Here is a 22870-nt window from a genome sequence, read left to right as displayed (position 1 = left end):
TTAATGGATAAGCAACAAATTCTGGTCGTGGATGACGAACCCAATATTGTTCAACTGGCGCGGCTCTACCTCGAACGCGATGGTTACGCCGTAAGCTCCGTTGGCAACGGTCAAAAAGCACTGGACGCTGTACGCAGCCAACATCCCGACCTGGTGGTTTTAGATGTAATGCTTCCGCAGGTGGATGGCTTTGAAGTCTGCCGGCGCCTGCGTGCGGAAGACAACTCCGTACCGATCATCATGGTCACCGCTCGTGATGATGATATCGACAAGATCCTAGGACTGGAACTTGGCGCGGATGACTACCTGACCAAGCCCTTCAATCCCCGTGAGCTGGTTGCACGGGTGCGGGCTGTCCTGCGCCGGGGCGTCCCACCTCAACTGCAGGCCGCTGAAGAGCCGCTTCAAATTGGTGATCTGGAAATAAATCTCGCCGGACGTGAAATCCGCATCAACGGCAACCTAATAGAACTGCGTACGCAGGAGTTTGAAGTCCTAAAAGTCCTGGCCGAAAACAAGGGTATCGTCCTCAGCCGTGAACAACTGCTGAGCAAAGCCTGGGGCTATGACTTCTATGGTCAGACCCGGACCGTTGATGTGCACATCGCCCAGCTGCGCCGCAAGATCGCAGCCAGTGAAATCCAAATCGAGACGGTCACCGGCATCGGCTATAAGCTGGTTGTCTGATGTTTAATTCTCTGCGTTCCCGCTTGTGGTTGACCTACGCCCTGCTGATCGGCTTGGTGCTGTTTGTGGTGGGCACAGCTATCGTGCTGGTGGTCTACCGCGGCAATATCCCGCTTCAACAAGCCGCCATCAACCTACAAGCCCTGCGGGTCAATGCCCTGCCCAGGCTGCAATCCGTGGGCGACCTGGACGCAGATATCCTCCAAACCTTACTCGTCAATAACACCAACCAAATCCGCGGGCGGATCGTGGTGCTAACCAATGACGGACGGGTGGTGGCCGATTCACTGAATGTGGAAGGTGCTAACCTGCCCGAATTTGGCGACACACCAATCCTCACGGAAATTGGCACCCTGCCGAATTTTTATCGCGATTCCGCAAAACAGAATTGGTATTACATCATCGAGCGGATCAACCAAGACCGACTAGCCTTTTTTGCAGTCAGCCGCCCCCGTTTTCAAATTGTCACCATCTTCCGCGATCAATACCTGGCCCCCCTTGCACAGGCTGGTCTGCTTGCACTGCTGGTAGCCTTCATCCTGTCATTGCTCATGTCGCGCTGGATCACAGCGCCCTTACGGCGAATCAGCCGGGAAGCCCGGCAGGTTGCCGATGGCCGCGCCCATCCTATCCCGCTGGAAGGGCCCGAAGAAGTCCGCCAACTGGCCGCCTCTTTCAATACCATGACCCACCAGGTGCAGGAAAGCCAGCAATCCCAAAAGGACTTCATCGCCAATGTTTCGCATGAACTCAAGACGCCGCTGACCTCCATCCAGGGGTTCGCCCGCGCCATTCAGGATGGCACCGCCCATTCCCCCGAAGAGCTGGCCCAGGCTGCGGATGTGATCGGCATGGAAACCGCCCGAATGCATCGCCTGGTCCAGGACCTGTTGACCCTGACCAAGCTGGAAGCCGGATCCATCGCCTTTTCATTTGAGACATTGGATATCAACCCGCTTTTGGACGCCGCCCAACATAAATTCACACCCCGAACGGAAGCTGCCGGTATTCAATTTGACATGCGAAAATCAGAAACCCCCGCTTTTGTCTACGGTGACCCGGACCGCCTGATGCAGCTGCTGGATAACCTTCTGGATAACGCCCTGAAGTTCACGCCCGCTGGTGGAAGAATCACCCTTCGCTGCGAACTCAATGGAGAAACAGTGTGGATCCATGTAATTGACTCAGGAAAGGGAATCCCCAAGGACGAGCAAAACCGAATCTTCGAGCGCTTTTACCAGGTGGATAAAGCCCGGACAGGCGGAGAGGTCCGCGGCTACGGGCTGGGCCTGGCTATCTGCCAGCAAATCGTCCAGGCCCACGACGGAGAGCTTTCCGTCACAAGTCAACCTGGGGAAGGCAGTCATTTTGTGGTAAAAATACCTCTACAACAATGACTAACACACTGAAACGCCAAGTCTCTGTAATCATTCCCTGTTATAACGAACAGCGGACCATTAAGCCTCTACTGGATGGCTTATTGGGCCAATCCTTCCCTGCCGAAAATATGGAGGTCGTCATTGCAGATGGCGGCTCCAACGACGGCACCCAGGCAGCCATCGCTGAATGGCAGGCTGAACATCCCGAGCTGCAAGTGGTCCTGATCGAAGATCACACCCACAGCATCCCGGCAGCCCTCAATTCCGCCATCAAAGCCTCGCACGGTGAGATCATCGTACGGCTGGATGCCCATTCCAAACCCCATGATGAGTATGTCGCCCGTTCCGTCGCGGCATTGGAAGCCGGATTGGGTCAAAATGTCGGTGGCGTTTGGGATATCCAACCTGGCAGCGATAATTGGATTGGCCGAAGTATTGCCGCAGCCGCCGGACATCCAATCGGCGTGGGTGATGCTCGATATCGTTTCACCGATCAGGCCGGCACCGTGGATACCGTCCCGTTTGGCGCCTTCAAGTGCGAGCTGATTGACAAGATCGGCCTCTATGATGAAACCCTGCTCGCCAACGAAGATTACGAATTCAACGCCCGGGTGCGTGAATCGGGCGGTCAGGTCTGGCTCGATCCGCAGATCCGATCCGCCTATTTTGCCCGTCACAATCTGCGTGCGCTGGCACGTCAATATTGGCGCTATGGTTACTGGAAACGCCAAATGCTCCGTCGTTACCCGCAAACCCTGCGCTGGCGTCAGGCCTTGCCGCCTCTCTTTGTCCTCGGGCTGGCAATCCTGCTGGTGGCCTCCCCCTTCCTCGGTCTGGCACGCTGGGCCCTGAGCGGAATCCTGGCAATTTATGCCTTTGTCCTGCTTTTAGCGGGCATCCAACTGGGAATCCGGAAAAAAGACACCGCCGTGTTGATCGGAGTCCCTCTGGCAATCGCCACCATGCACTTTTCCTGGGGAACTGGGTTTCTTTGGAGCCAGGTTTCTCCCCCAAAATCGTAATAAATGTTAAAATGTAAAATATGAAATCGCAATCTCGGCCACGACGATGGTATTTACGCGCCTCTGAGAGAGTCTTTATCCTTTTCATAGGTGACGTCATAATGGCAGCCGTAGCGCTGTTTTTTGCGCTCTATTACTGGGCGGCTGGTGATGCCTGGATGGAATTCTCCCTGGAATTCATCACCCAAAGGCCTCCTGTTTGGTTCTTCATGCTGCCGTTCTTCTGGATTATCCTGCTGGTCGAGTTGTATGATATGCACCGGGCCAGCAAGCCCGTGGATACTTTGAAGGGAATCGGGTTGGCAACCCTGATCAATGGGCTTGCCTATCTGCTGATCTATTTCACATCCCCACCCAACTCACTCCCCCGCCGGGGTGTCGCAGTCTTCATTATCGCCGTCGCCCTCCTTACCCTTGCCTGGCGGATGATTTATATCCGGATTTTTACCGCACCTGCCCTTCAACGGCGGGTGTTGATCGTTGGTGCAGGGAAAGCCGGTCAGGCCATCGTGAATGTGATTGATGCGCAATCACCAGAGCCGTTCTTTATGGCAGGGCTGATAGACGATGACGAATCACTAAAGGGAACCCAAGTTGGTCAATATACTGTTCTCGGTGATAGTCAGGATCTACCTCGAATCATTGAAGAACAGGAAATCACCGACCTGATCCTGGCCATCACGGGAAAAATGCACGGCCGAATGTTCCAGGCAATTCTCGCGGCCCAAGAACAGGGTGTCAACCTGACCTCCATGCCGGTGATCTATGAAGAAATTCTTTCCCGCGTTCCCATTTTCCTGCTCGAAGCGGAATGGATCGTGCGATCGTTCGTGGAGAAAGCCCACACTGGCCTGGCCTATCAGCTTTCCAAACGGTTAATTGACTTTGCTGGGGGCTTGATCGGTTTCATGATTATGGCGTCCCTTTTCCCGCTGATAGCGCTCGCTATCATTCTCGAATCCGGCTTCCCCATCTTCCTCCAGCAGGAAAGGCTCTGCCGAGGTGGACAATCCTTCAATATCATTAAATTCCGCACCATGAAGGTGGATGCCGAAAAAGATGGCCAGGCACGGATGACCGAAGAAAACGACGATAGGGTCACCAAGGTAGGTTGGTTCCTACGAAAAACGCATCTGGATGAACTCCCCCAATTTATCAATGTCATTCGGGGTGAAGTCAGCCTGGTGGGCCCTCGGGCCGAAAGGCCGCAGATGGTGGAGCAATTTCAAAAAGCCCTGCCCTTCTACCGGGCACGTCTATTGGTCAAACCGGGCATCACCGGCTGGGCTCAGATCAATCAAAAATATGCCGGGAACGTCAAAGAAACCGCCATCAAACTGGAATACGATCTCTATTATATTGAGCACCGCACCATCCTTATGGATATCGCCATCATCCTGCGCACCGTGGGATCGGTCATCGGTTTTAAAGGCCAATAACCCCAGGAAGAACCCCTTATGGATATATTTGGAAGACGCATACGTAATCGCTATTTGCTGATGGGGGATATCTTCTTGAGTCTGGTTTCCGTCATGGCCAGCTTCATCATCCGCCTGGAACTGTTCGCCATCTTTGATACCTATCGAATTTCGCTGCTCTGGATGCTGGGGCTTGTCATCGTTATCAAACCGATTATTTACTATTTCTTTGGAATCTATCGCCGTTTGTGGCGTTATGCCAGCATCCGTGAATTGGTTTTGATCATCATGGCCGTCTCAACGGCCTCCATCATCGTTTCCGCGATCATGATCACTTTATTCGCCACCGATGTTTTCACTGGCTTTCCCCGTTCGGTATTGGTCATTGATTGGTTATTATCCATCCTATTCGTTGGCGGTTTGCGCTTCATTTTCCGGCTGGTGGCTGAGACAACATCAACCGCAGCCCACGGCGCCAAGAAAAATAAGCATCAACAAAAAGATGTCCTGGTGATTGGGGCTGGGGATGCCGGTGCGATGGTGGTCCGCGAACTGCAAAAGAACCCCCAGTTGAATATGAATCCCATTGGATTCATTGATGATGACCCAGCCAAATTGAACAGTGAAATTCATAGCATCAAGGTTTTAGCCTCACTATCCCAGATAGATCGAGTGCTGGAGACCCGACCTGTAGACGAGGTGGTCATTGCCATCCCCAGCGCATCCGGCAAGATCCTCCGACAAGTCGCCGATGCCTGCCGCCAGCAAGGGGTGCCATTCCGCACAATGCCCGGCTTGTATGAACTACTGGGTGGTGTGGTGAATGTCAGCCGCCTGCGTGAAGTGGATATTTCCGACCTTTTGCGGCGTGAACAGGTCCACATGGACTCCACTGCCTTGGGTGAAGTGCTCAGGGGCAAGACCGTCATGGTGACCGGTGCCGGTGGATCAATCGGCCGGGAACTCTGCCGGCAAATCGCCCAATCCCAACCCGCCCGAATCCTGCTCCTCGGTCATGGTGAAAACAGCATCTTTGAGACCATGCTTGAACTTCGAGATAACCATCCCAGCCTTGAGACCCAGCCCCTGATCGCCGATGTGCGCGATCTTGGCCGTCTGCAAATTCTTTTTGAACGCTGGCAGCCAGAGGTGCTTTTTCACGCAGCCGCCCATAAACACGTCCCGTTGATGGAAAGCAACATCGAAGAAGCCATCACCAATAACATCCTGGGCACGCGTAATATTGTCACGGCAGCCCTGGAATTTGACGTCCAGCGTCTGGTGATGATCTCCACCGACAAGGCAATCCGCCCAGTCAACGTGATGGGCGCCACCAAACGCCTGGCCGAGATGATCGTGCTCAATGCCGCCCGAACCCACCATAAAGCTTTCACGGTCGTCCGCTTTGGTAATGTTTTGGGCAGCCGGGGCAGTGTGGTTCCCCGCTTCAAGCGCCAAATCGCAAAAGGCGGTCCGATCACCATAACCCACCCTGAAATGAAACGTTATTTCATGACAATCCCCGAAGCGGTACATCTCGTGCTGCAAGCCTCGGCGATGAGCCAGGGTGGAGAGGCATATGTCCTGAATATGGGTGAGCAGGTGAAGATTCAGGACCTCGCCGAAGACCTAATTCGGCTTTCCGGGCTTGAGCCAAACAAGGATATCGAAATCATCTATACGGGCATCCGTCCCGGCGAGAAACTCAGCGAAGACCTCTGGGACCAGGGCTTCGCCTATTCCCATACCAATCACCCAGATATCAACCAGGTGGACAGTGAAGAAGCCCTTTCGAGCGACGAGCTCAACGCCATTCTGGATAAACTCGTGACCCTGGCGCATGCTGGGAAACCCGAAGAGATCCTTGAGATTCTCAGCCAGACAATCCCTGGCGCGGCCATTCAGGCCCAGAGTGCACATCTGGATATGGTAGAATAATGCCCCTTAATTCATTCAAATAATCTTGTTGATCCAATCGACTAATTTTGCGATCAACTTTTAGAAGGAAATCATGACCAAGCTTACCAAAGCAGAATGGGATGCGTTCATTCAAAAACACCCGGATGCCCACCTCCTGCAAACCCCCAATTGGGGCGACCTGAAAAGTGATTATGGCTGGACACCGGAATATTTACGCCAGGGTGACCTGGGCGTGATGATCCTCTTCCGGCGCCTGCCTCTTGGGCTCACCGTAGCCTATGTCCCCCGCGGCCCGGTCGGGACAGGCGATTGGCCTAAGCTCTGGGAAGCAGTGGATGCCCTCAGCCGAGAGCGCCATGCTATATTCCTGCGAGTGGAACCGGAAATCTGGGAACCTGTTCCGGATGATTTCACCGAAACCCACCTGCCCGGTTTCCAACCCAGCCAACAGACCACCCAGCCTCCCCGCACCGTTCTGATTGATATCAGCGGAACCGAAGAGGACTGGCTGGCTGCGATGAAGCCCAAGACCCGCTATAACATCCGCCTGGCACAGCGCAAGGACGTGATCATCCAACAAAACAGTGATGTCAGCGCTTTCCACCAACTGATGGAAACCACCGGTGAACGGGATGCCTTTGGCATTCACAGCCTGGACTATTACCAGGCTGCCTATGATCATTTTGCCCCCGATGGCACCTGCACCCTGCTGATGGCCAGTCACGAAGGCCAACCTCTGGCGGGATTGATGGCCTTTGCACAGGGCAATACCGCCTGGTACCTCTATGGTGCATCCAATAACCGTGAACGCAACCGGATGCCCACCTATCTGCTTCAATGGGAGGCCATGCGCTGGGCCAAAGAAAAAGGCTGCCGGACCTATGACCTCTGGGGCGTTCCTGACCAACCCGAATCCGAACTGGAAGCGAAATTCGCAGATCGCTCAGATGGTCTTTGGGGTGTTTACCGCTTCAAGCGCGGCTTCGGCGGCGAGGTGCGGCGTACAATCGGCACCTGGGATAAGGTCTATATGCCCCTGCTCTACAAGCTCTATCAGATTTACACCGGAGGGAAAGGGAACACCCCCGCATGACCACACCGACCTACCGGATGGAAACCGTCGAAGTCACACAACCCAAGGATTGGAATGATCTGATCGTCAATCTGGAGGGCGCCCATGCCCTGCAAACCTGGCAATGGGGACAGGTCAAGGCACAGGTCGGCTGGCAAGCCCATCCCCTCGTTTGGCGAGATCAAAAAGGCACGGTTTGCGCCGGTGCGCTGTTATTACAGCGCAGCATCCGCCTTGGTGGGTTCGCGTTGAAAATGAGCGTGATGTACGTTCCCCGCGGTCCCATGCTGGATTATGACAATCAGCCTTTGGCAAACCAGGTCATTGACGATCTGCAAAACTATGCCCGCCGCAAGGGTGCCATCTTCCTCAAGATCGATCCCGCTCTCGTTCTGGCATATGGCCAACCTGGCACTGAGAAAGACACAGATTACAGCATCGGCCTGGATTTCAGAGATGATCTCGTCCGGCGGGGATGGGTTTTCTCGAATGACCAGATCCAATTCCGCAACACAGTCATCCTTGATTTACAGGAGGACGAAGAAGCCCTCCTGGCAAAAATGAAATCCAAGACCCGCTACAATATCCGCCTGGCAGAGCGGCGAGGGGTGACCGTCCGGGTTGGCGGCATGGATGATATCGACCTGCTCTACCGGATGTATGCCCACACCTCCGTTCGAGATGACTTCTTGATCCGCGGTAAGGACTATTACGCCTACGTTTGGCGCACATTCTTTGAGGCCGGGCTGGCAGAACCTCTAATTGCGGAAGTGGAAGGAGAACCGGTCGGCGCAGTGGTGATCTTCACTTTTGGCGAGCAGGCCTGGTATATCTATGGCATGTCACTGGATGAACACCGCGAGAAAATGTTCACCTACCGCCTGCAATGGGAAGCCATGCTGCGGGCCAAAACCAAGGGCTGCACCTTATATGACCTCTGGGGCGCACCGGATGAATTCGACAAGAGCGACCCGATGTGGGGCGTTTACCGCTTCAAAGATGGCTTTGGCGGCACAGTGCACCGAACCCTCGGTGCCTGGGACTATCCCGTGCGGCCTGTCATCTACTGGCTCTACAACCGGATTCTTCCAAAAATTCTGGATTTGATGCGCCGTCGGGGAAAATCGGAAACCAAGCAAGGACTGGACGCATGATAGAGCGACTTCACTTTGCCCATCTACCCACGCCGGTGGAAGAAATGCCCCGGCTGACCCAAACCCTGAACGGTCCTCGTCTTTGGGTCAAACGTGACGACCAAACCGGACTGGCTTTTGGCGGCAATAAAACCCGTAAGCTGGAATACCTGCTGGCGGACGCTCAAAATCAGGGCGCAAAGACCTTGATCACTGCCGGTGCTGTCCAATCCAATCACTGCCGCCAGACGGTCGCCACAGCCGCCAAATTCGGGATGGAATGCATCCTGGTCCTCTTTGGTGAGCCGCCCAACCCGCCGGATGGCAACCATTTCCTGTTTCACCTGCTGGGAGGCGAACTGGTCTTCACCGAACGTGACAACGTGCAAACTAAACTGGCAGAAGTCTATGAACAGGCTAAATCGGATGGCCGCCAACCTTACCTGATCCCTTATGGCGGTTCCAACCCAATCGGCGCGAGCGGCTATGTGAACGCCATGCTGGAACTGGCGGAGCAGAACTGTGATCCGGATTGGATCGTCTTCCCCAGCTCCTCCGGCGGCACGCAGGCCGGGATGCTGGTTGGCGCACGGATGAGCGGCTACAAGGGTAAGATCCTCGGCATTAGCGTGGACGAACCCGCAGAGGTGTTAAGGCCACGGGTGGCAGATCTAGCAAACCAAACCGCAGCGTTCCTGGGGGAATCCTTTACTTTCTCTCCGGAAGAGGCACTGGTCAACGACAATTACACCGGTGAAGGTTATGCCATTATGGGTGAAATGGAAATAGAAGCCATACAGCTTTTTGCCCGCCTGGAAGCTCTGATGCTCGACCCTGTCTACACCGGACGGGCTGCCGCGGGGCTGATCGACCTGATCCGCCAGGGATATTTTCCAAAAGAGGATACGGTCCTCTTCTGGCATACCGGCGGCACCCCAGCCCTTTTTGCGGGGAAGTATCAGGAGCGGCTGATCAATTAAAGTAGGTTGCTCCCCGCTCCGTTTCACTTCGGGGGCTATGTCGCACAGCTCGCAATGACTAATCAAATTACAGGGCACACAACCCTCTTGTCATTGCGACGGAGCCGCAGGCGGAGGAAGCAATCTCAGAATTGGTGCGCACAAAAGAGGTGCACACCCTACATAGAATAAATCAAAAACCCCCGGATGATCCATCCGAGGGTTTATTTTTCCTAAGAAAACTGCTAATTTTACAGGCCAGCCGCATCGCGCAGCAGGTCGGCCTTGTTGGTCCGTTCCCAGGTCAAATCCAGGTCGTCCCGGCCAAAGTGACCGTAGGAGGCCAGTTGCTGGTAGATCGGACGGCGCAGGTCAAGATCACGGATGATCGCACCGGGGCGCAGATCAAAGAATTCATTGATCAGTTCAGCGATCCGGGAATCATCGATCTTGCCGGTGCCGAAGGTCTCCACGTTGACGGAGAGTGGGTGCGCGACGCCGATGGCATAGGCCACCTGCACTTCACAGCGATCCGCCAAACCAGCGGCAACCACGTTCTTGGCAACCCAGCGGGCAGCATAAGCGCCGGAGCGGTCAACTTTTGTCGGATCTTTCCCGCTGAAGGCACCGCCGCCATGCCGGCCCATGCCACCGTAGGTATCGACGATGATCTTGCGGCCAGTCACGCCGGCATCGCCCATCGGGCCGCCGGTGACAAAACGACCGGTGGGGTTGACATAAATCAACAGGTCGTCGTCAATCAGTTCTTCAGGGAGCACAGGTTTGATGATCTGTTCAATCACACCTTCGCGAATCTGCTCGTGGGTGACATCAGGATCATGCTGGGTGCTGATCAAAACGGTATGGATCCGTTTCGGTTTGCCATATTCATATTCCACCGTCACCTGGCTCTTGCCATCGGGGCGCAGGAAAGTGAGGCCATTTGCCTTGCGCACTTCCGCCAGCTTGCGGGTGAGCTTGTGGGCGTAGTAAATCGGCATCGGCATCAGGGTTTCGGTCTCGTTACAGGCGTAACCGAACATCATCCCCTGGTCACCAGCGCCAACCCCTTCAATATCCTCGTCTTCTTTCATTTCACCGGATTTGAATTCGCTGGCCTTGTCCACACCGAGGGCAATATCGGGGGACTGATTCGCCAGAGCGATCAGCACACCGCAGGTGTTGCCATCGAAGCCCTTCTCAGAGCTGTCATAGCCGATCTCGTTGACCACTTTACGGACCAGTTCGTCAAAATTGACAAAACCGGTCGTGGTGATCTCACCGAGTGCCATGATATACCCGGTCTTGGTGGCGCATTCGCAGGCCACACGGGAGTATTTATCCTGGGCAATCAAAGCATCCAGCACAGCATCGCTGACCTGGTCACAAACTTTATCGGGATGGCCTTCTGTGACCGATTCCGACGTGAACAGGTATTTTTGCAAATTCATAAATGTCAACGTCATTGTGAGAACCTCCATGTCTCATTAAAGATTAGCGCCCCATCTGGCTCGTGCGAGAGGGGCGTAACATGTCGTTTCAGCTTGCCTCTCATCTTCCAGAAATCGCTCTGCCGGATTTGGCACCATAAAAGCTAAGCTTTCTGGTTGCCGAGGTATCATCGGGCCGGTCCCTCCACCTCTCTGGATAAGAGTGCCGCATAGGGCTATTCAATTTTTGTTGAACGGTTTGGATTATAACACCAAAAAAGAAAAATGCAAATTATAGTGGATGAATCGTATACACTTTATCCGCAAGGTGCAAAAAAGAATCAAGAGAGATTGCTTCCCACGCCGCTTCGCTTCGGGGACTATGTCGCTAGCTCGCAATGACAATACCATTCTGTCATTGCGAGGAAGGTGTCTTGCACCGTACGAAGCAATCTACGTGATAAATTTGGTGGGTTGGTAACCCACCCTACACCTGCAGGTAAATCGAGATAATTGGTGCGCACAAAAGATGTGCACACCCTACATGCTTCGTCAAGACCAGCCACACTGTAGGTCACGTGCCGCGCAGCGCACGTGACAAAACCATTGTGTCATTGCGACGAAGGTACCTTGCACCGTATGAAGCAATCTTAGTGATAAATTTGGTGGGTTACCAAACTCACCCTACACCTGCAGGTAAATCGAGATAATTGGTGCGCACAAAAGATGTGCACACCCTATATATTCCATAATGACAAGCCACACTGTAGGTTACGTGACGCGCAGCGCACGTGACAAAACCATTCTGTCATTGCGAGGAAGGTGTCTTGCACCGTATGAAGCAATCTCAGAAAATTGGTGCGCACAAAAGATGTGCACACCCTATATATTCCATAATGACAAGCCATACTGTAGGTCACGTGCCGCGCAGCGCACGTGACAAAACCATTCTGTAATTGCGAGGAAGGTGCCTTGCACCGTACGACGCAATCTCAGTGATAAATTTGGTGGGTTGCCAAACTCACCCTACACCTGCAGGTAAATCGAGATAATTGGTGCGCACAAAAGATGTGCACACCCTACATGCTTCATCAAGACCAGCCGCACTGTAGTAGGTCACGTGCCGCGCAGCGCACGTGACAAAATAAAAGAGATTGCTTCATGTCACCTTAGGAGTTCCTCGCAATAATAGGGAGAATATCCTTGCAAGGGGAAGCAATCTCAATTGACCAGGGAGTACATCAAATCCTAATGCTTATCCCTCCCCTCGCCTGCTATATCGGTGTTCCATCAGGTCCCAGCGCAGTTCAAAACGGGCGTCTTCACTCAACTGGTGCAGATCCAACAAACCATCGGCGATCTGGCGCAGGGTATAGACCGCCAGGCTGTCATCCGTCACTTCGCCATCGGCGTCAAATCCGGCGTGCTCATCAAACAGCTCACCCAGATCATCATAAACGGCCTGCACGGCATCCATGTTTGCCAGGAAGGTGTCCAGAATCGCTTGCAATTCCGCCGGGTCCTCACCCATCTCCGTCAGGTCTTCGATCCGCTGTTCCAGACGTTCGACCACATCATCGGTATTGTCAATCCGTTCGCCGGCATGCTCATAGCGCTCGAACATGTCCGCATACATCTCTTCCAGCCTGACAAAAGCTTCCTCAACCGGCGGTACGTCTCTTTGAGCGGCGACCGTCTGGGTGGGGAGAGCCAACAACACTACACCTGCCAAAACAGCAAAGGTCAACAGGATCTTACTTAGCTTTTTCATCACATAACTCCTTATGTCAGAATAGAGAACGTTTAGATGTTCCCATCATAAAACCCGCGCGTAAGGCGGGTTTTGTGATTCTGTAAGAAGTCTGTAAATATCCCCCGATACCGTTTTTACATACCATCTCCTGGCAAGGTGTAGACCTTGCCTGATCCTTCCAGCAGCCGCGGGTTCACCCGACCCATCCACTTTTCGGGCAGGTGCAGCTTCTGGAAGCCGCCATAATCCTCATACAGCTCGTGGGCGTCCCGGGTCGCCAACATCGTCCAGCGCACACCTTCCTGATCCAGCGCCTCCAGAATCATCTCAGTTAGCCATTTACCCAGGCCCTGTCCCTGATACTTCTCCAAAACAAAGACATCACATAGATAGGCAAAGATCGTGTAATCCGTGACAACCCGCGCAAAGCCTACCTGCCAGCCGTTGTGATAGACCCCGAAACAGAGCGAATTTTCAATCGCTTTCTCGGTCGTGGCAAGCGTTCTCCCGGTGGTCCAATAGGCCTCGTTGGATAGGTAGCGATGGATCACCTCGATCTGCAGCCTGTCCTTATCGGTACTGATGGTGAATTCACCTCGTTGGAATTCCATCTTCTCTTCTCCTTCGCGTTTAGCCCTTTTGATCCGGGTGGGTGCGGCTCATCCATTTTCCCGGCACTTCAAGGGGGTGATAATCCCCATAATGTTCATATAAACCGTGGGCGTCACGGGTGGCCAGCAGGGTGCGCTCGATGCCCATCCGGTCGGTATACTGCCCGGCCGCCTCCACCAGCCACTTCCCCAGCCCTTGCCCGCGTTGAGAGGGATCCACAAACACATCACACAACCAGGCAAAGGTCACCTGATCTGTGACCAACCGGGCAAAGGCCACCTGCTCCCCCCGGTGATAAATGCCCAGACAAACTGAAGTGTGGATCGAGGTCTCGATCACCTCAGGCGGCCGTCCCTGCGCCCAATAGGACTGACGGTCCAGAAAGTCCACGACCTTTTCCAGCTGCAACCTGTCCTTATCGAAGCTGAGCAAGAATTCACCCCGTGTCTCTTCCTCCAATCCCGCTTCCGGTTGGAAAGGGCGCTCGGGGTCATAATCCTCGGGCAGCGGCTCAATCAGATCGCGTATGCGAACCCCGTCTTGATAACTGAAATGATAATGCAGCGGCTCAACACCTGCCAATACCTTCGGCAGAAAGACATGGATATTATCCACCACCTCCGGCGCGTTGCAGGCCCACTCACGCTTCACCCACGCCAGTTCACCTTCATGGTTGCTGACGAAATTGCGATGCGTCACCTCAACCGTGAAGATCACAATCCCACCGGGTGGAATCTCATAGCCATCCCAGGTCAGCAATCCGGCGAACTGCGGGTGCGTGTTTTGATAACCGGTCTCCTCCGCCACCTCGCGGATCATCGCCTGGCGAGCGGTCTCACCCGGCTCAATATGACCACCAACGCCGTTCCACAAACCCTGGTTGGGTGGGAACTTACGGTGGAGCATCAGAACATCATCCCCATTGAGCAGGAAACAAAGCGTGAATGCAGGGTTAAGGGTCATGCAAAAACCTCCAACAGGTTAGCAGGGTTCGCTTCGGTGATCTCCAACGAATCCAACCCGTGCCAGGCAGTGAACTGATCGAGAGTCTGCTTCAAACCGACCAACAGCTCATCATCCAGGGTCATCTCCGGCTCCAGGTAGAGCGCTTTGACCTCCATCCGCTTCTGCTTGCGGTGCGCCTTGGGGTCCAGTCGACCCACCAGGCGACCTTTGTGCAGGATCGGCAGGCAGAAGAAGCCATATTGGCGATCCTTGGCCGGAGTATATGATTCCAGGCGGTAATCAAAATTGAATAAGTCCAGGGCGCGGTCCCGGTCCGAGATCAGGGGGTCAAAGGGCGAAAGCAGGGTTGTGTAGGTCGCGGTCAGTTCCCCCGCCAGTGCTTGTTTTGCCAGCGCCAATCCATCCGGGTGAATATAGACCGGTTGATCCCACGCTGCTACCTCAGCTCGATAGAGTCGCCCCTCCGCGGTCAGGCGTTCCAGCCGCTTGGCCATCCCGGTCTTCAGCAGGTAATAATAATTCGCCACCCATTCAACCCGGGCAGCCCCCAAAGCGCGCACCGCCATCAATGCCAGCTCATCGCGCACTGTTTCCAGATCCTGGGCATCGGCGTCGTCCCAATCCGGCAGCACCCGCTCCCGCAGGTCAAAATAGCGGCGGAAGTTCTCCCGCCGAGAAACCATCAACTCGCCGGTGATCATCAAACGGTCCAGCGCGATCCGTTCATTTTTGATGCCGCCCCAACCCGTCTCGATCCGCTCCGATTCAAAATCCATCGAACTCAGCGGGCCGTTTTCGCGCACCTCTTCCAGCACCCGCGCCAACAGGTCCTGATGCTTCTCGGCCCAGCCCCACCAATAGCGCCCAACCCGCTTATCATGCAGGCCCCGGCCACGGAATGTCGGGTAATATTCGGTTGGAATATAACATAGCGCGTGCGCGTAATATTCAAAAAGCTGCCCCTCCGCGTGTACCTCATCCAGCCAGTCCGGGTCAAAATCACCCAGGCGGCTCCAGAGCACCAGATTCTGACTGCGCTGGACCACATGGATCGTGTCAATCTGCAGATAGCCCATCTGCCGGATCGCGGGCAGCAGGTCCGTCTTGACGGCAGTGGTTGAGGGCGGGGTCAGCAGGCCTTGCGCGGCAAGCATCACCAGGCGCACGGCTTCAGGGGTCATCAGCATCAAAGGGTCACTCCTCGGTGTTATCCAGCGGCGTCACTGCGGTTGGCAGCGATCAACAGGGCTTCGCCCAGGGCACGGGCCTCGTTTGGGGTCAGGAAAAGATGGGTCTCCCCGGCACGCAGGATCTTCTCGCCCGGCGGGCAGGTTTCAACAATCGTCAGGCAGACATTGTCCTCCAGGTCCTGATCCTCACACTCATAAAAAATTTCAATTTGAAGGGTTTTATCCAGCAAATGAATCGTCATGGTGAGCAGCCTCCATCGGGATCCAGCTGTTGGTCTTACCCCAAATCATAACATTAATCGAGGCCGGAAAGCGAGTGATTAGGCTTGAAAAAACACCGGTTTTTTGCCATTAACTGAAGCAAATGGCCCCAAATTCGCCCCATTTAGAGGAAAAAAGCATCCTGATAGTTTCTGAGAGTCCCTTTTCGGTAGACTCGGGTTTACTAAAAGAGAAAAACCGTGCCGCGCCTTCTCATGCGGCTTGTAAGGAGTTGAAAAAATGGAAGTTCCACGCCATTGGCGATTAAAGAAACAACGGTACGCACTGGTTGGCGAAGTCTGCCCCCACTGCCAGGCCAAGATCTTCCCGCCCCGGGATGTCTGCCCGGAATGCGGCGGCGAGGCCAAGACAGCCTATACCTTCAGCGGTAAGGGCGAGGTCTATTCCTTCACCAAGATGGGCAACGCTCCGGCCGGCTTTGAAGCCCAGGCCCCCTATACCGTGGCGCTGATCAAACTGGAAGAAGGCCCGATCGTCACCGCCCAACTCACCGACCTCGGCGAAGAAAAAGTTGAGATCGGCATGCCGGTCGAGATGGTCACCCGCAAGCTCCGCTCCGATGGCGACGAGCGCGGGATGCTGGTCTATGGCTACAAGTTCCGCCCGGTGATGAGCGCGTAGATCACATCAAACAGTTCAATCCTGCCCCCGGTATTGCCGGGGGCTTTGTTTATGGGGAGGTTTGCATGACTGAAAAAACTAACATTTTCCAGCGGCTGATCCATCTGAAACCCAAATGGGCGATCCTCAGCTTCATCCTGCTGGATCTGTTCAGCATCGGGCTGGGGATGGGCGTCCCATTCTTCACGATCCTTCTGGGGCTGCCGGTGGGCTGGTGGCTGGCCCGGCGACTGGGGGAAAAGCCGCAGACCCTCCATGCCCTGCTGGGGAGCCTGCTCAAATACGCCGCTCTGACCGCCGCGTTCTCAATGTTGGTCCTGGCGGTCATCTGGCTGCCCTCGCTCAAGTGGCTCTTTGACCCCAGCGCTGACCTGGCCAATTACGGCATGCCGCTGATCCTCTTCGAGCCCCTGGCGAGCTTCATCGGCTGGCAGGTGCTGATGGTATTGATTTCGCCGTTTTTACAGATGCTGATGACGGTGTTTGGCGCGGTGGTGACGTGGTGGAGGGAAGAGGAAGAAGATAGAAAACTTTTTACTACGGGCAAGTGACTTACAAAAATATTTTGTAAGAACCAGAAGTCAGCTCATATTACACTGTCAAAAAGTTCAAAAATAAAACAATAATTAGTAAATACACCTTTTAAATAATACACGATTCATTTTCTTAGTCGTTATCGAACAACAGCAATATTAATATGTTGTAGGAGTTTGATAATTCTTTCCTGTTATTCTTGGCTCTCAGTATGTAAACTTAAATCAACATAAACTTTTTCAAGTATTCTGATCAATTTTTTATCAAGTGTTACAATATGTTGTAATATAGCCGCATCATCGCAATTCCTTTATAAATTATGAGTAAGTACATGGAGGGAAATGATATGAAAATGGAATTACGAAGTAAAGCCATTGATAAAATTTATAAACGGCGAGACCGGATAGATATGCCGGATTATCAGCGAGAAGAAGTTTGGCCTATTTCAAAGAAACAGCTTCTAATAGACAGCATATTGCAAGGATGGCATATCCCTAAATTTTATTTTCAAATGGTTGATAAGAATTCATTTGAATGTGTTGACGGTCAACAAAGACTATCTGCAATTTTTGAGTTTTTTGATAATCAGTTGCAACTATCTGAAGAATCAAAGAAGAAATTTAATGCTTCTACATACAATGAGTTACCTGACGATATTTCAGACAGTTTCGATGATTATGAAATTGAAATAGAAGAAATTGAAGATGTAAATGAAAATGAACTTGAAGAATTGTTTCAAAGATTACAATTAGGAACTCCCTTAAATACTGCCGAAAAATTAAATGCAATTAGTGGAGATATGAGGGATTTCTGCCATGAGATTTCTTCAGCTAACTTCTTTGAAAACAAAATCCCATTAAGAAATACACGGTATGCGTATTTTGAAATTGCAACTCGTTGGTTATTACTTGAAGCAAGAGGAATTCAACCGCAATTACGTTTTCCACAACTTGAAGGATTCTTAAAGGAAAATCGAACATTTAGCAAAGAATCAGAGACTGCAAAAAAAACAACTCGTGCTCTTGATTACCTTGATCAAGCCTTTCCTGAAAAGTGTAAGGTGTTACGAAGTCGAGCTAATGTTTTGTCTGTGTGTATGTTAGCTTCCAGAATAATTTCACATGGAATAGACAGAAATACTTCAAAAAAATTTGGCGATTTTATCCAATCCTTTTTCGATGATTTAGCAATTGAAGTTGAGAAAGGCGCAGAAAGTTCAGAAAAAGACTTTTTGAAATATCAACAATCGATCTCATCAGGTTCTGCATCTGGTCAGTCCATAACTACTCGACTTGATATTCTAAGTAAAAAACTCGCTCGTTTTTCTCCAGAATTCGCGCCAATAATTGGAGTATTTCCAAATGTGGAAAGCGAAACAATAAATGACTTAAATGATTTAGCAGAAGATACCAAAGAGAGAATATTCAAAATAAATAAAAAGTATTCAGGACAAAATGGTGAAGATTTAATTAAAATGACAACAAAGGTGTCAGAAGGATTAACTCTTTTAAACCAACCATGCAAATCAAGTACTTCGTTTGGAAATTTTATTGATTCTTTATATTTCATTTTTTACGAGGGAACCGGATCATGTAAACGATTGTCGTCTCCCCCTCCAGACTTTGTGATTGATATAAAAAATATTAGAACAATAATTAGGCATGATATTGACCATGGCAAAAAAACAGATACCCAAAAGAAGAATATCAAACTTGCGGACGCATTCAAAAAATACAGTGGCAAAGTTTCTATAGGAGAGTGCTCACCAGAAGAAATTCTGACGACACAAATTCGTCTCCTGATTGCTGCTGTAAAATTTCTTGCTGATTTATAATTTCCCCCTCTCCCCTGGTGTATAATTCCCTCAATCACGCGGGCGGTCATCTCTCATCTGCATCAACCGAAAGGGGAGAATATGGCAGAAAACACTGAGCAGGTATTTTTCACTAAAAAACATTCCCGGTTAGCGAATATAGCACAACTAGCCAAGATCATCGGCTGGATCTATCTTGTCATTGGTTTGATTTACGCAGTCTTTAGTTTTCTTGAGGTTAAAGACATAATATGGATTCGACTCGGTCTGCCAGTCGCCGACTACACCTCATTGTTCCCTGAAGAGTTAAAATACGCTTCTACTTCAACTGGCAAAATCATTCTCACAACAATCACGAACATTCTTCACCCCATTATCTATTGGCTGGTCCTCAGGGCTATATCTGCTGGGCTAAACATGATCCTCGAAACCGATCTGAACTATCGAGGCGCCGCAGAAGATGGGGAGGAACTCGCAGAGGGCAGCAAGCCCACAGCGATGCGTGCCATCGTCACAGAAACCGCCAGGGTGCTCAAAGGTACATTCCACAAGAAACCAACTGACCCCGCAGCAGAAGAAGATCCCGATCTCAAATATACCGAGGGGGATCAGCCTGTCTTCTATGATCCCAAGCAGGTCTTATGGCTGGATAAATGGCTGAGGATTGCCGCCGTTATTTCCATCGCCCGCTACATCCTTCATGCTTTATTATTGATGGACCCCGGCCAGCAAATATTCCTGTCATTTTTTACACATGCTGACAGCATGAGTATTCTAGCCTGGATTGGCACTGTCCTATACTCTCTGCTCAACCTGGGCGTCCGATTTATGTCCGTCTTCTTCCCAATGATCGCATTGGGAGCGCTTCTCAAGGTCCTGATGGAAATGGAATTCACGAGCCGCGGCGTGGAGGAGTGAGCGCGCGGCAATCCTATCGATCATGAAAGCTACCGATAGTTATTCTATCGGTGGCTTTTTTATTTATTTTCTAATTACACTGCGTATTTGTGATATACAATGAGTAACGAACCCATTTCATTCCGCCAGTTTGGACACCCTATGAATCAACCACTCTCCGCCCATCTCAAATCTTTCATCCTGCCCTTCCTGATGCTGATCGCACTGCCGGCATCCATCAACTACACCGAGTATCGTTGGGGCGGTCACGCATTGGTCACCAACTCTCTGGCCAGCGCGATTGCCGGGGCCGTCATCGGCCTGGCAGGGCTGACACTATTGTTGGTCTCCATCCGGCTGATCATCGTCTATGCCAACACCACCGTGATGCCCTGGATCCCCTCGGAGAAGCTGGTCATCCGCGGCCCCTATCGCTATGTCCGCAACCCGATGATCCTCGGGGTCGTACTGGTGATGGTCAGTGAAGGGCTGCTGCTGGGCTCAAATGGCATTTTCATCCTGGCGCTGGTTTTCTTCCTGGGCAACACGCTCTATTTCATCCTCTCGGAGGAACCCAAACTGGAAGAGCGCTTTGGGGAAGATTACCACCGCTATAAAACCAATGTCCGCCGTTGGGTGCCACGGTTGAAGCCGTGGAAAGGGTAACTCAAATCGCTTTACCATAATATTTTCACCCTGGCCATCTGGCCAGGGTGAATTCCGTCCATTGGGGGCTATCTGCAGGTCAGTTTCCTTTTTATACTAAAAGTACTTTCGGGGAGGAAGTCACCTTTCCTCTCGTTCCCTTTTTGTCCCAAGATAAAGGAAAGCCCCATGCCTGCCGAGGAAACCGCCAAGAAACAACCACTTTTGTCTCCTATTCTGCGCTGGTTCATGCTGGCGATGGTACTGGCAAATATTGCCGGAATGATGACGCCCATGCTCTTGCCAATCTATCTGACGGATCTTGGCGCGGATATCACCGATGTGGGCCTGGTATTCACCCTGACTTCCGCAGCGGTTTTGATGCTGCAGATCTTCGGAGGCTGGGTTTCTGATCAGATCGGTCGCCTGCGGGCCGTGGCGATCGGCAGTGTGGGCGGGGTCATCGGGCTGGGCGCGATGCTGCTTGCACCCACCTGGCAGTGGATGATCGCAGCTCTGATCGCCTATCAAATTCCCTTTGCCCTGGTCGCCCCCAGTTTTCAGGCTTTCATCGCCGAAAACTCAGCGGAAGAGAATCGCGGCAAAGTGTATGGGATGACCAATACGATCTTCCAGATCACCGGTGTGATCGGGCCGCCTTTGGGTGGGTTACTGGCCGGCGCTTTTGGTTTCAAGTGGATGCTGGCCGTCTCTGCTGTTCTCTATACTGCTGCTGCCATCCTACGAATCTGGATGGCCTCCACAAAGAAATCCGAGATGCCTGAGCAGCCCACGCAAAAATTAAACATGGGCTCCTTCAAGCGCAGCATGGTCAGTATGCTGGGTATGTTGGTGGGCGGTGGATTGATCACCTGGATCTTCATCACCGATGGGATCGGCGATATCGCCTTCCGAATGTCCGGCGAATTGCAGCCACTCTATCTGAAACAGCTTGCTGATATCAGTGTGGAGCAGATTGGCCTGCTCGGTTCAATCAATGCCATCGCTTCCATGTTCGTCCCGATGCTCTCTGGCAAACTGGTTGATAAGCACGATGAACGCCTGCCCCTGATCATCGGCTTTGCGTTGATCTTCGGCGCCTTCATGATCTTTCTGCAGGCGGATAGCTTCCTGATCTTCGCGGCCAGTTCGGCTGTCTTCGGCTTTGGCGGCGGGATGCTGGGCCCACCCTATCAATCATTGATCTCAAAAGTGGTCCCTGCCAACAAGCTAGGTACTTTCTCGGGTGTGTTCAACAGCAGCCGGGGGTTCATCTCCCTGCCAGCCCCATGGCTGGGTGCGCAGCTCTGGAAGCGGGTCAGCCCCCAGACTCCCTTCATTGTGACGGCGGTCGCCTCACTGCTGATCATGATCCCGATATGGTTCAAATTCAAAGCGCCGGAAAAGCCTCTGGAATTTGGCGAACCCCAGGTTCAAGTTGAACCCGCGCTGGTGAAAACCGGCGAATAAACACGATAAAGGGCGGTGGTCCCCACCCTAATCCCACCGCTTCATCTCTTCTCCTCAGAGACGCCCCTCCTCACCGGGGCGTCTCTTCCAATTTAACGCTTCCGGTTGACACCTCTGGGGCATTATTATAGAATCACAGCATACTTTGATTCTCTCAGCCGCGTAACTTTTTGGGCTGAACTCCGGTTAATAAAGGAGGACTTATCGATTCATAAAACCATTAGTAAACGATGGATTGATGCTACCGGAGAACAAATCAATTGATGTCACCATTGTTTAAATCCCTCACCATTACCACTCCGGTCCGAATTAGTCCATCCCCTATCCGTATTTGAGATCTTATCGGTCAATTTATTATGCACGTATATTCACTTTCAACCTAATTACGTCTAAAGGAGACATCATGAAGGACTTGTTTAAAGTTTCAACCCGCACAATCGTTGCCATCGGCATTGGCGCAGCGCTCTTTATGCTGCTGTTCATGTACGTCAAAGTTCCCTCCCCAATTCCGGACACCAGTGTCCAAACTGCATATGGCTTGGGTGCCTTCATGGCCACCCTTTTTGGCCCGATCGCTGGTGCTCTGATCGCGTTCATCGGCCATGCACTGAGTGATGCAATCCAATATGGTTCACCCTGGTGGTCCTGGGTAATCGCCAGCGGCGTTGCCGGCTTCATCTTCGGTTTCGCTTTCAAGCGCACAAAAGTTGATGAGGGCGAATTCAAACTCAAGGATATTCTGACCTTCAACCTGATCCAACTCATCGGCAATGCCGTGGCCTGGATTGGGGTTGCCCCTCTGCTGGACATCCTGATCTATCAGGAACCCGCCAGCTATGTCTTCACCCAGGGTATTGTCGCAGCAGCTTCCAACTTCGTCACAACTGCCGTCATTGGCACACTGTTGCTGGCAGCCTATGCAGCCACCCGCACCAAAAAAGGCTCACTCAAGAAAGCTTAGGCCTGAAAACACGTTTTGATTAACCAAAATGGCTGTCGCGAACAATTGACAGCCATTTTCCTTTACAATTACATTTTTACGTTTCCAGTGCAATTGAGAATCTTGG

The 22870-nt window shown here is 52.3% G+C and carries 21 protein-coding genes and 1 riboswitch; of the genes, 15 read left to right on the top strand and 6 right to left on the bottom strand.

What is annotated here, in order from left to right:
* Positions 1-3: 3 nt before the first annotated feature.
* The 8 genes from JR338_10980 (at position 4) to JR338_10945 (ending at position 9611) form a co-directional block, all read left to right on the top strand.
* Positions 4-687 carry a response regulator transcription factor gene (locus JR338_10980; GenBank protein ID QRN82928.1) on the top strand — a complete coding sequence of 228 codons (684 nt, stop codon included), beginning with the start codon at positions 4-6 and terminating at the stop codon, positions 685-687.
* Positions 687-2084 carry a HAMP domain-containing histidine kinase gene (locus tag JR338_10975; GenBank protein QRN82927.1) on the top strand — a complete coding sequence of 466 codons (1398 nt, stop codon included), beginning with the start codon at positions 687-689 and terminating at the stop codon, positions 2082-2084. Before JR338_10980 ends, JR338_10975 begins: the two co-directional genes overlap by 1 nt.
* Positions 2081-3088, top strand: coding sequence for a glycosyltransferase family 2 protein (locus JR338_10970; protein QRN82926.1), 1008 nt, complete (start codon positions 2081-2083; stop codon positions 3086-3088). The genes JR338_10975 and JR338_10970 overlap by 4 nt, the downstream gene beginning before the upstream one ends.
* A gap of 101 nt (positions 3089-3189) precedes the next feature.
* Positions 3190-4527: a sugar transferase gene (locus JR338_10965; protein ID QRN82925.1), complete on the top strand. Its 1338-nt coding sequence runs from the start codon at positions 3190-3192 to the stop codon at positions 4525-4527.
* Positions 4528-4545: 18 nt separating this feature from the next.
* Positions 4546-6444 carry a polysaccharide biosynthesis protein gene (locus JR338_10960; GenBank protein ID QRN82924.1) on the top strand — a complete coding sequence of 633 codons (1899 nt, stop codon included), beginning with the start codon at positions 4546-4548 and terminating at the stop codon, positions 6442-6444.
* 73 nt (positions 6445-6517) lie between these two features.
* Positions 6518-7519: a peptidoglycan bridge formation glycyltransferase FemA/FemB family protein gene (locus JR338_10955; GenBank protein QRN82923.1), complete on the top strand. Its 1002-nt coding sequence runs from the start codon at positions 6518-6520 to the stop codon at positions 7517-7519.
* Positions 7516-8652 carry a peptidoglycan bridge formation glycyltransferase FemA/FemB family protein gene (locus tag JR338_10950; GenBank protein QRN82922.1) on the top strand — a complete coding sequence of 379 codons (1137 nt, stop codon included), beginning with the start codon at positions 7516-7518 and terminating at the stop codon, positions 8650-8652. Before JR338_10955 ends, JR338_10950 begins: the two co-directional genes overlap by 4 nt.
* Positions 8649-9611: a D-cysteine desulfhydrase family protein gene (locus JR338_10945; protein ID QRN82921.1), complete on the top strand. Its 963-nt coding sequence runs from the start codon at positions 8649-8651 to the stop codon at positions 9609-9611. Before JR338_10950 ends, JR338_10945 begins: the two co-directional genes overlap by 4 nt.
* A 230-nt stretch (positions 9612-9841) precedes the next feature.
* Here the strand turns inward: JR338_10945 and JR338_10940 are convergent, their stop codons facing one another.
* From JR338_10940 to JR338_10915, 6 genes are all read right to left on the bottom strand, one after another.
* On the bottom strand, positions 9842-11041 hold the full coding sequence (locus JR338_10940) for a methionine adenosyltransferase (protein QRN84421.1): 1200 nt from the start codon (positions 11039-11041) through the stop codon (positions 9842-9844).
* A gap of 97 nt (positions 11042-11138) precedes the next feature.
* A riboswitch (SAM riboswitch) is annotated at positions 11139-11244 on the bottom strand.
* A gap of 1031 nt (positions 11245-12275) precedes the next feature.
* Positions 12276-12791: a hypothetical protein gene (locus JR338_10935; protein ID QRN82920.1), complete on the bottom strand. Its 516-nt coding sequence runs from the start codon at positions 12789-12791 to the stop codon at positions 12276-12278.
* A gap of 116 nt (positions 12792-12907) precedes the next feature.
* Entirely contained in the window at positions 12908-13384 is a 477-nt protein-coding gene (locus tag JR338_10930; protein ID QRN82919.1) for a GNAT family N-acetyltransferase, read from the bottom strand.
* Between the two features lie 19 nt (positions 13385-13403).
* Complete coding sequence (locus tag JR338_10925; GenBank protein ID QRN82918.1) at positions 13404-14348, bottom strand: GNAT family N-acetyltransferase; 945 nt, start codon at positions 14346-14348, stop codon at positions 13404-13406.
* Positions 14345-15541 carry a YcaQ family DNA glycosylase gene (locus JR338_10920; protein ID QRN82917.1) on the bottom strand — a complete coding sequence of 399 codons (1197 nt, stop codon included), beginning with the start codon at positions 15539-15541 and terminating at the stop codon, positions 14345-14347. The genes JR338_10925 and JR338_10920 overlap by 4 nt, the downstream gene beginning before the upstream one ends.
* A gap of 17 nt (positions 15542-15558) precedes the next feature.
* On the bottom strand, positions 15559-15783 hold the full coding sequence (locus JR338_10915; protein ID QRN82916.1) for a hypothetical protein: 225 nt from the start codon (positions 15781-15783) through the stop codon (positions 15559-15561).
* Positions 15784-16042: 259 nt separating this feature from the next.
* Here JR338_10915 and JR338_10910 point away from each other — a divergent pair, with 259 nt between their 5' ends.
* From JR338_10910 to JR338_10880, 7 genes are all read left to right on the top strand, one after another.
* On the top strand, positions 16043-16444 hold the full coding sequence (locus tag JR338_10910; GenBank protein QRN82915.1) for a Zn-ribbon domain-containing OB-fold protein: 402 nt from the start codon (positions 16043-16045) through the stop codon (positions 16442-16444).
* 65 nt (positions 16445-16509) lie between these two features.
* Positions 16510-16995, top strand: coding sequence for a hypothetical protein (locus JR338_10905; protein ID QRN82914.1), 486 nt, complete (start codon positions 16510-16512; stop codon positions 16993-16995).
* A gap of 329 nt (positions 16996-17324) precedes the next feature.
* Positions 17325-18812, top strand: a complete 1488-nt coding sequence (locus tag JR338_10900) for a DUF262 domain-containing protein (protein QRN82913.1) — start codon at positions 17325-17327, stop codon at positions 18810-18812.
* Between the two features lie 81 nt (positions 18813-18893).
* Complete coding sequence (locus tag JR338_10895; GenBank protein ID QRN82912.1) at positions 18894-19709, top strand: hypothetical protein; 816 nt, start codon at positions 18894-18896, stop codon at positions 19707-19709.
* A 141-nt stretch (positions 19710-19850) separates the two neighbouring features.
* On the top strand, positions 19851-20354 hold the full coding sequence (locus tag JR338_10890; protein ID QRN82911.1) for an isoprenylcysteine carboxylmethyltransferase family protein: 504 nt from the start codon (positions 19851-19853) through the stop codon (positions 20352-20354).
* 168 nt (positions 20355-20522) lie between these two features.
* A complete protein-coding gene (locus JR338_10885; protein ID QRN82910.1) occupies positions 20523-21803 on the top strand; it encodes an MFS transporter in 1281 nt (426 codons plus the stop codon).
* Positions 21804-22206: 403 nt separating this feature from the next.
* Positions 22207-22764, top strand: coding sequence for an ECF-type riboflavin transporter substrate-binding protein (locus JR338_10880; GenBank protein ID QRN82909.1), 558 nt, complete (start codon positions 22207-22209; stop codon positions 22762-22764).
* The last annotated feature ends 106 nt before the right edge of the window (positions 22765-22870 follow it).

The sequence above is a fragment of the Chloroflexota bacterium genome (assembly GCA_016887485.1).
Taxonomy (GTDB): domain Bacteria; phylum Chloroflexota; class Anaerolineae; order Anaerolineales; family Anaerolineaceae; genus Brevifilum.
This window is presented reverse-complemented; position numbering and strand designations above follow the sequence as displayed.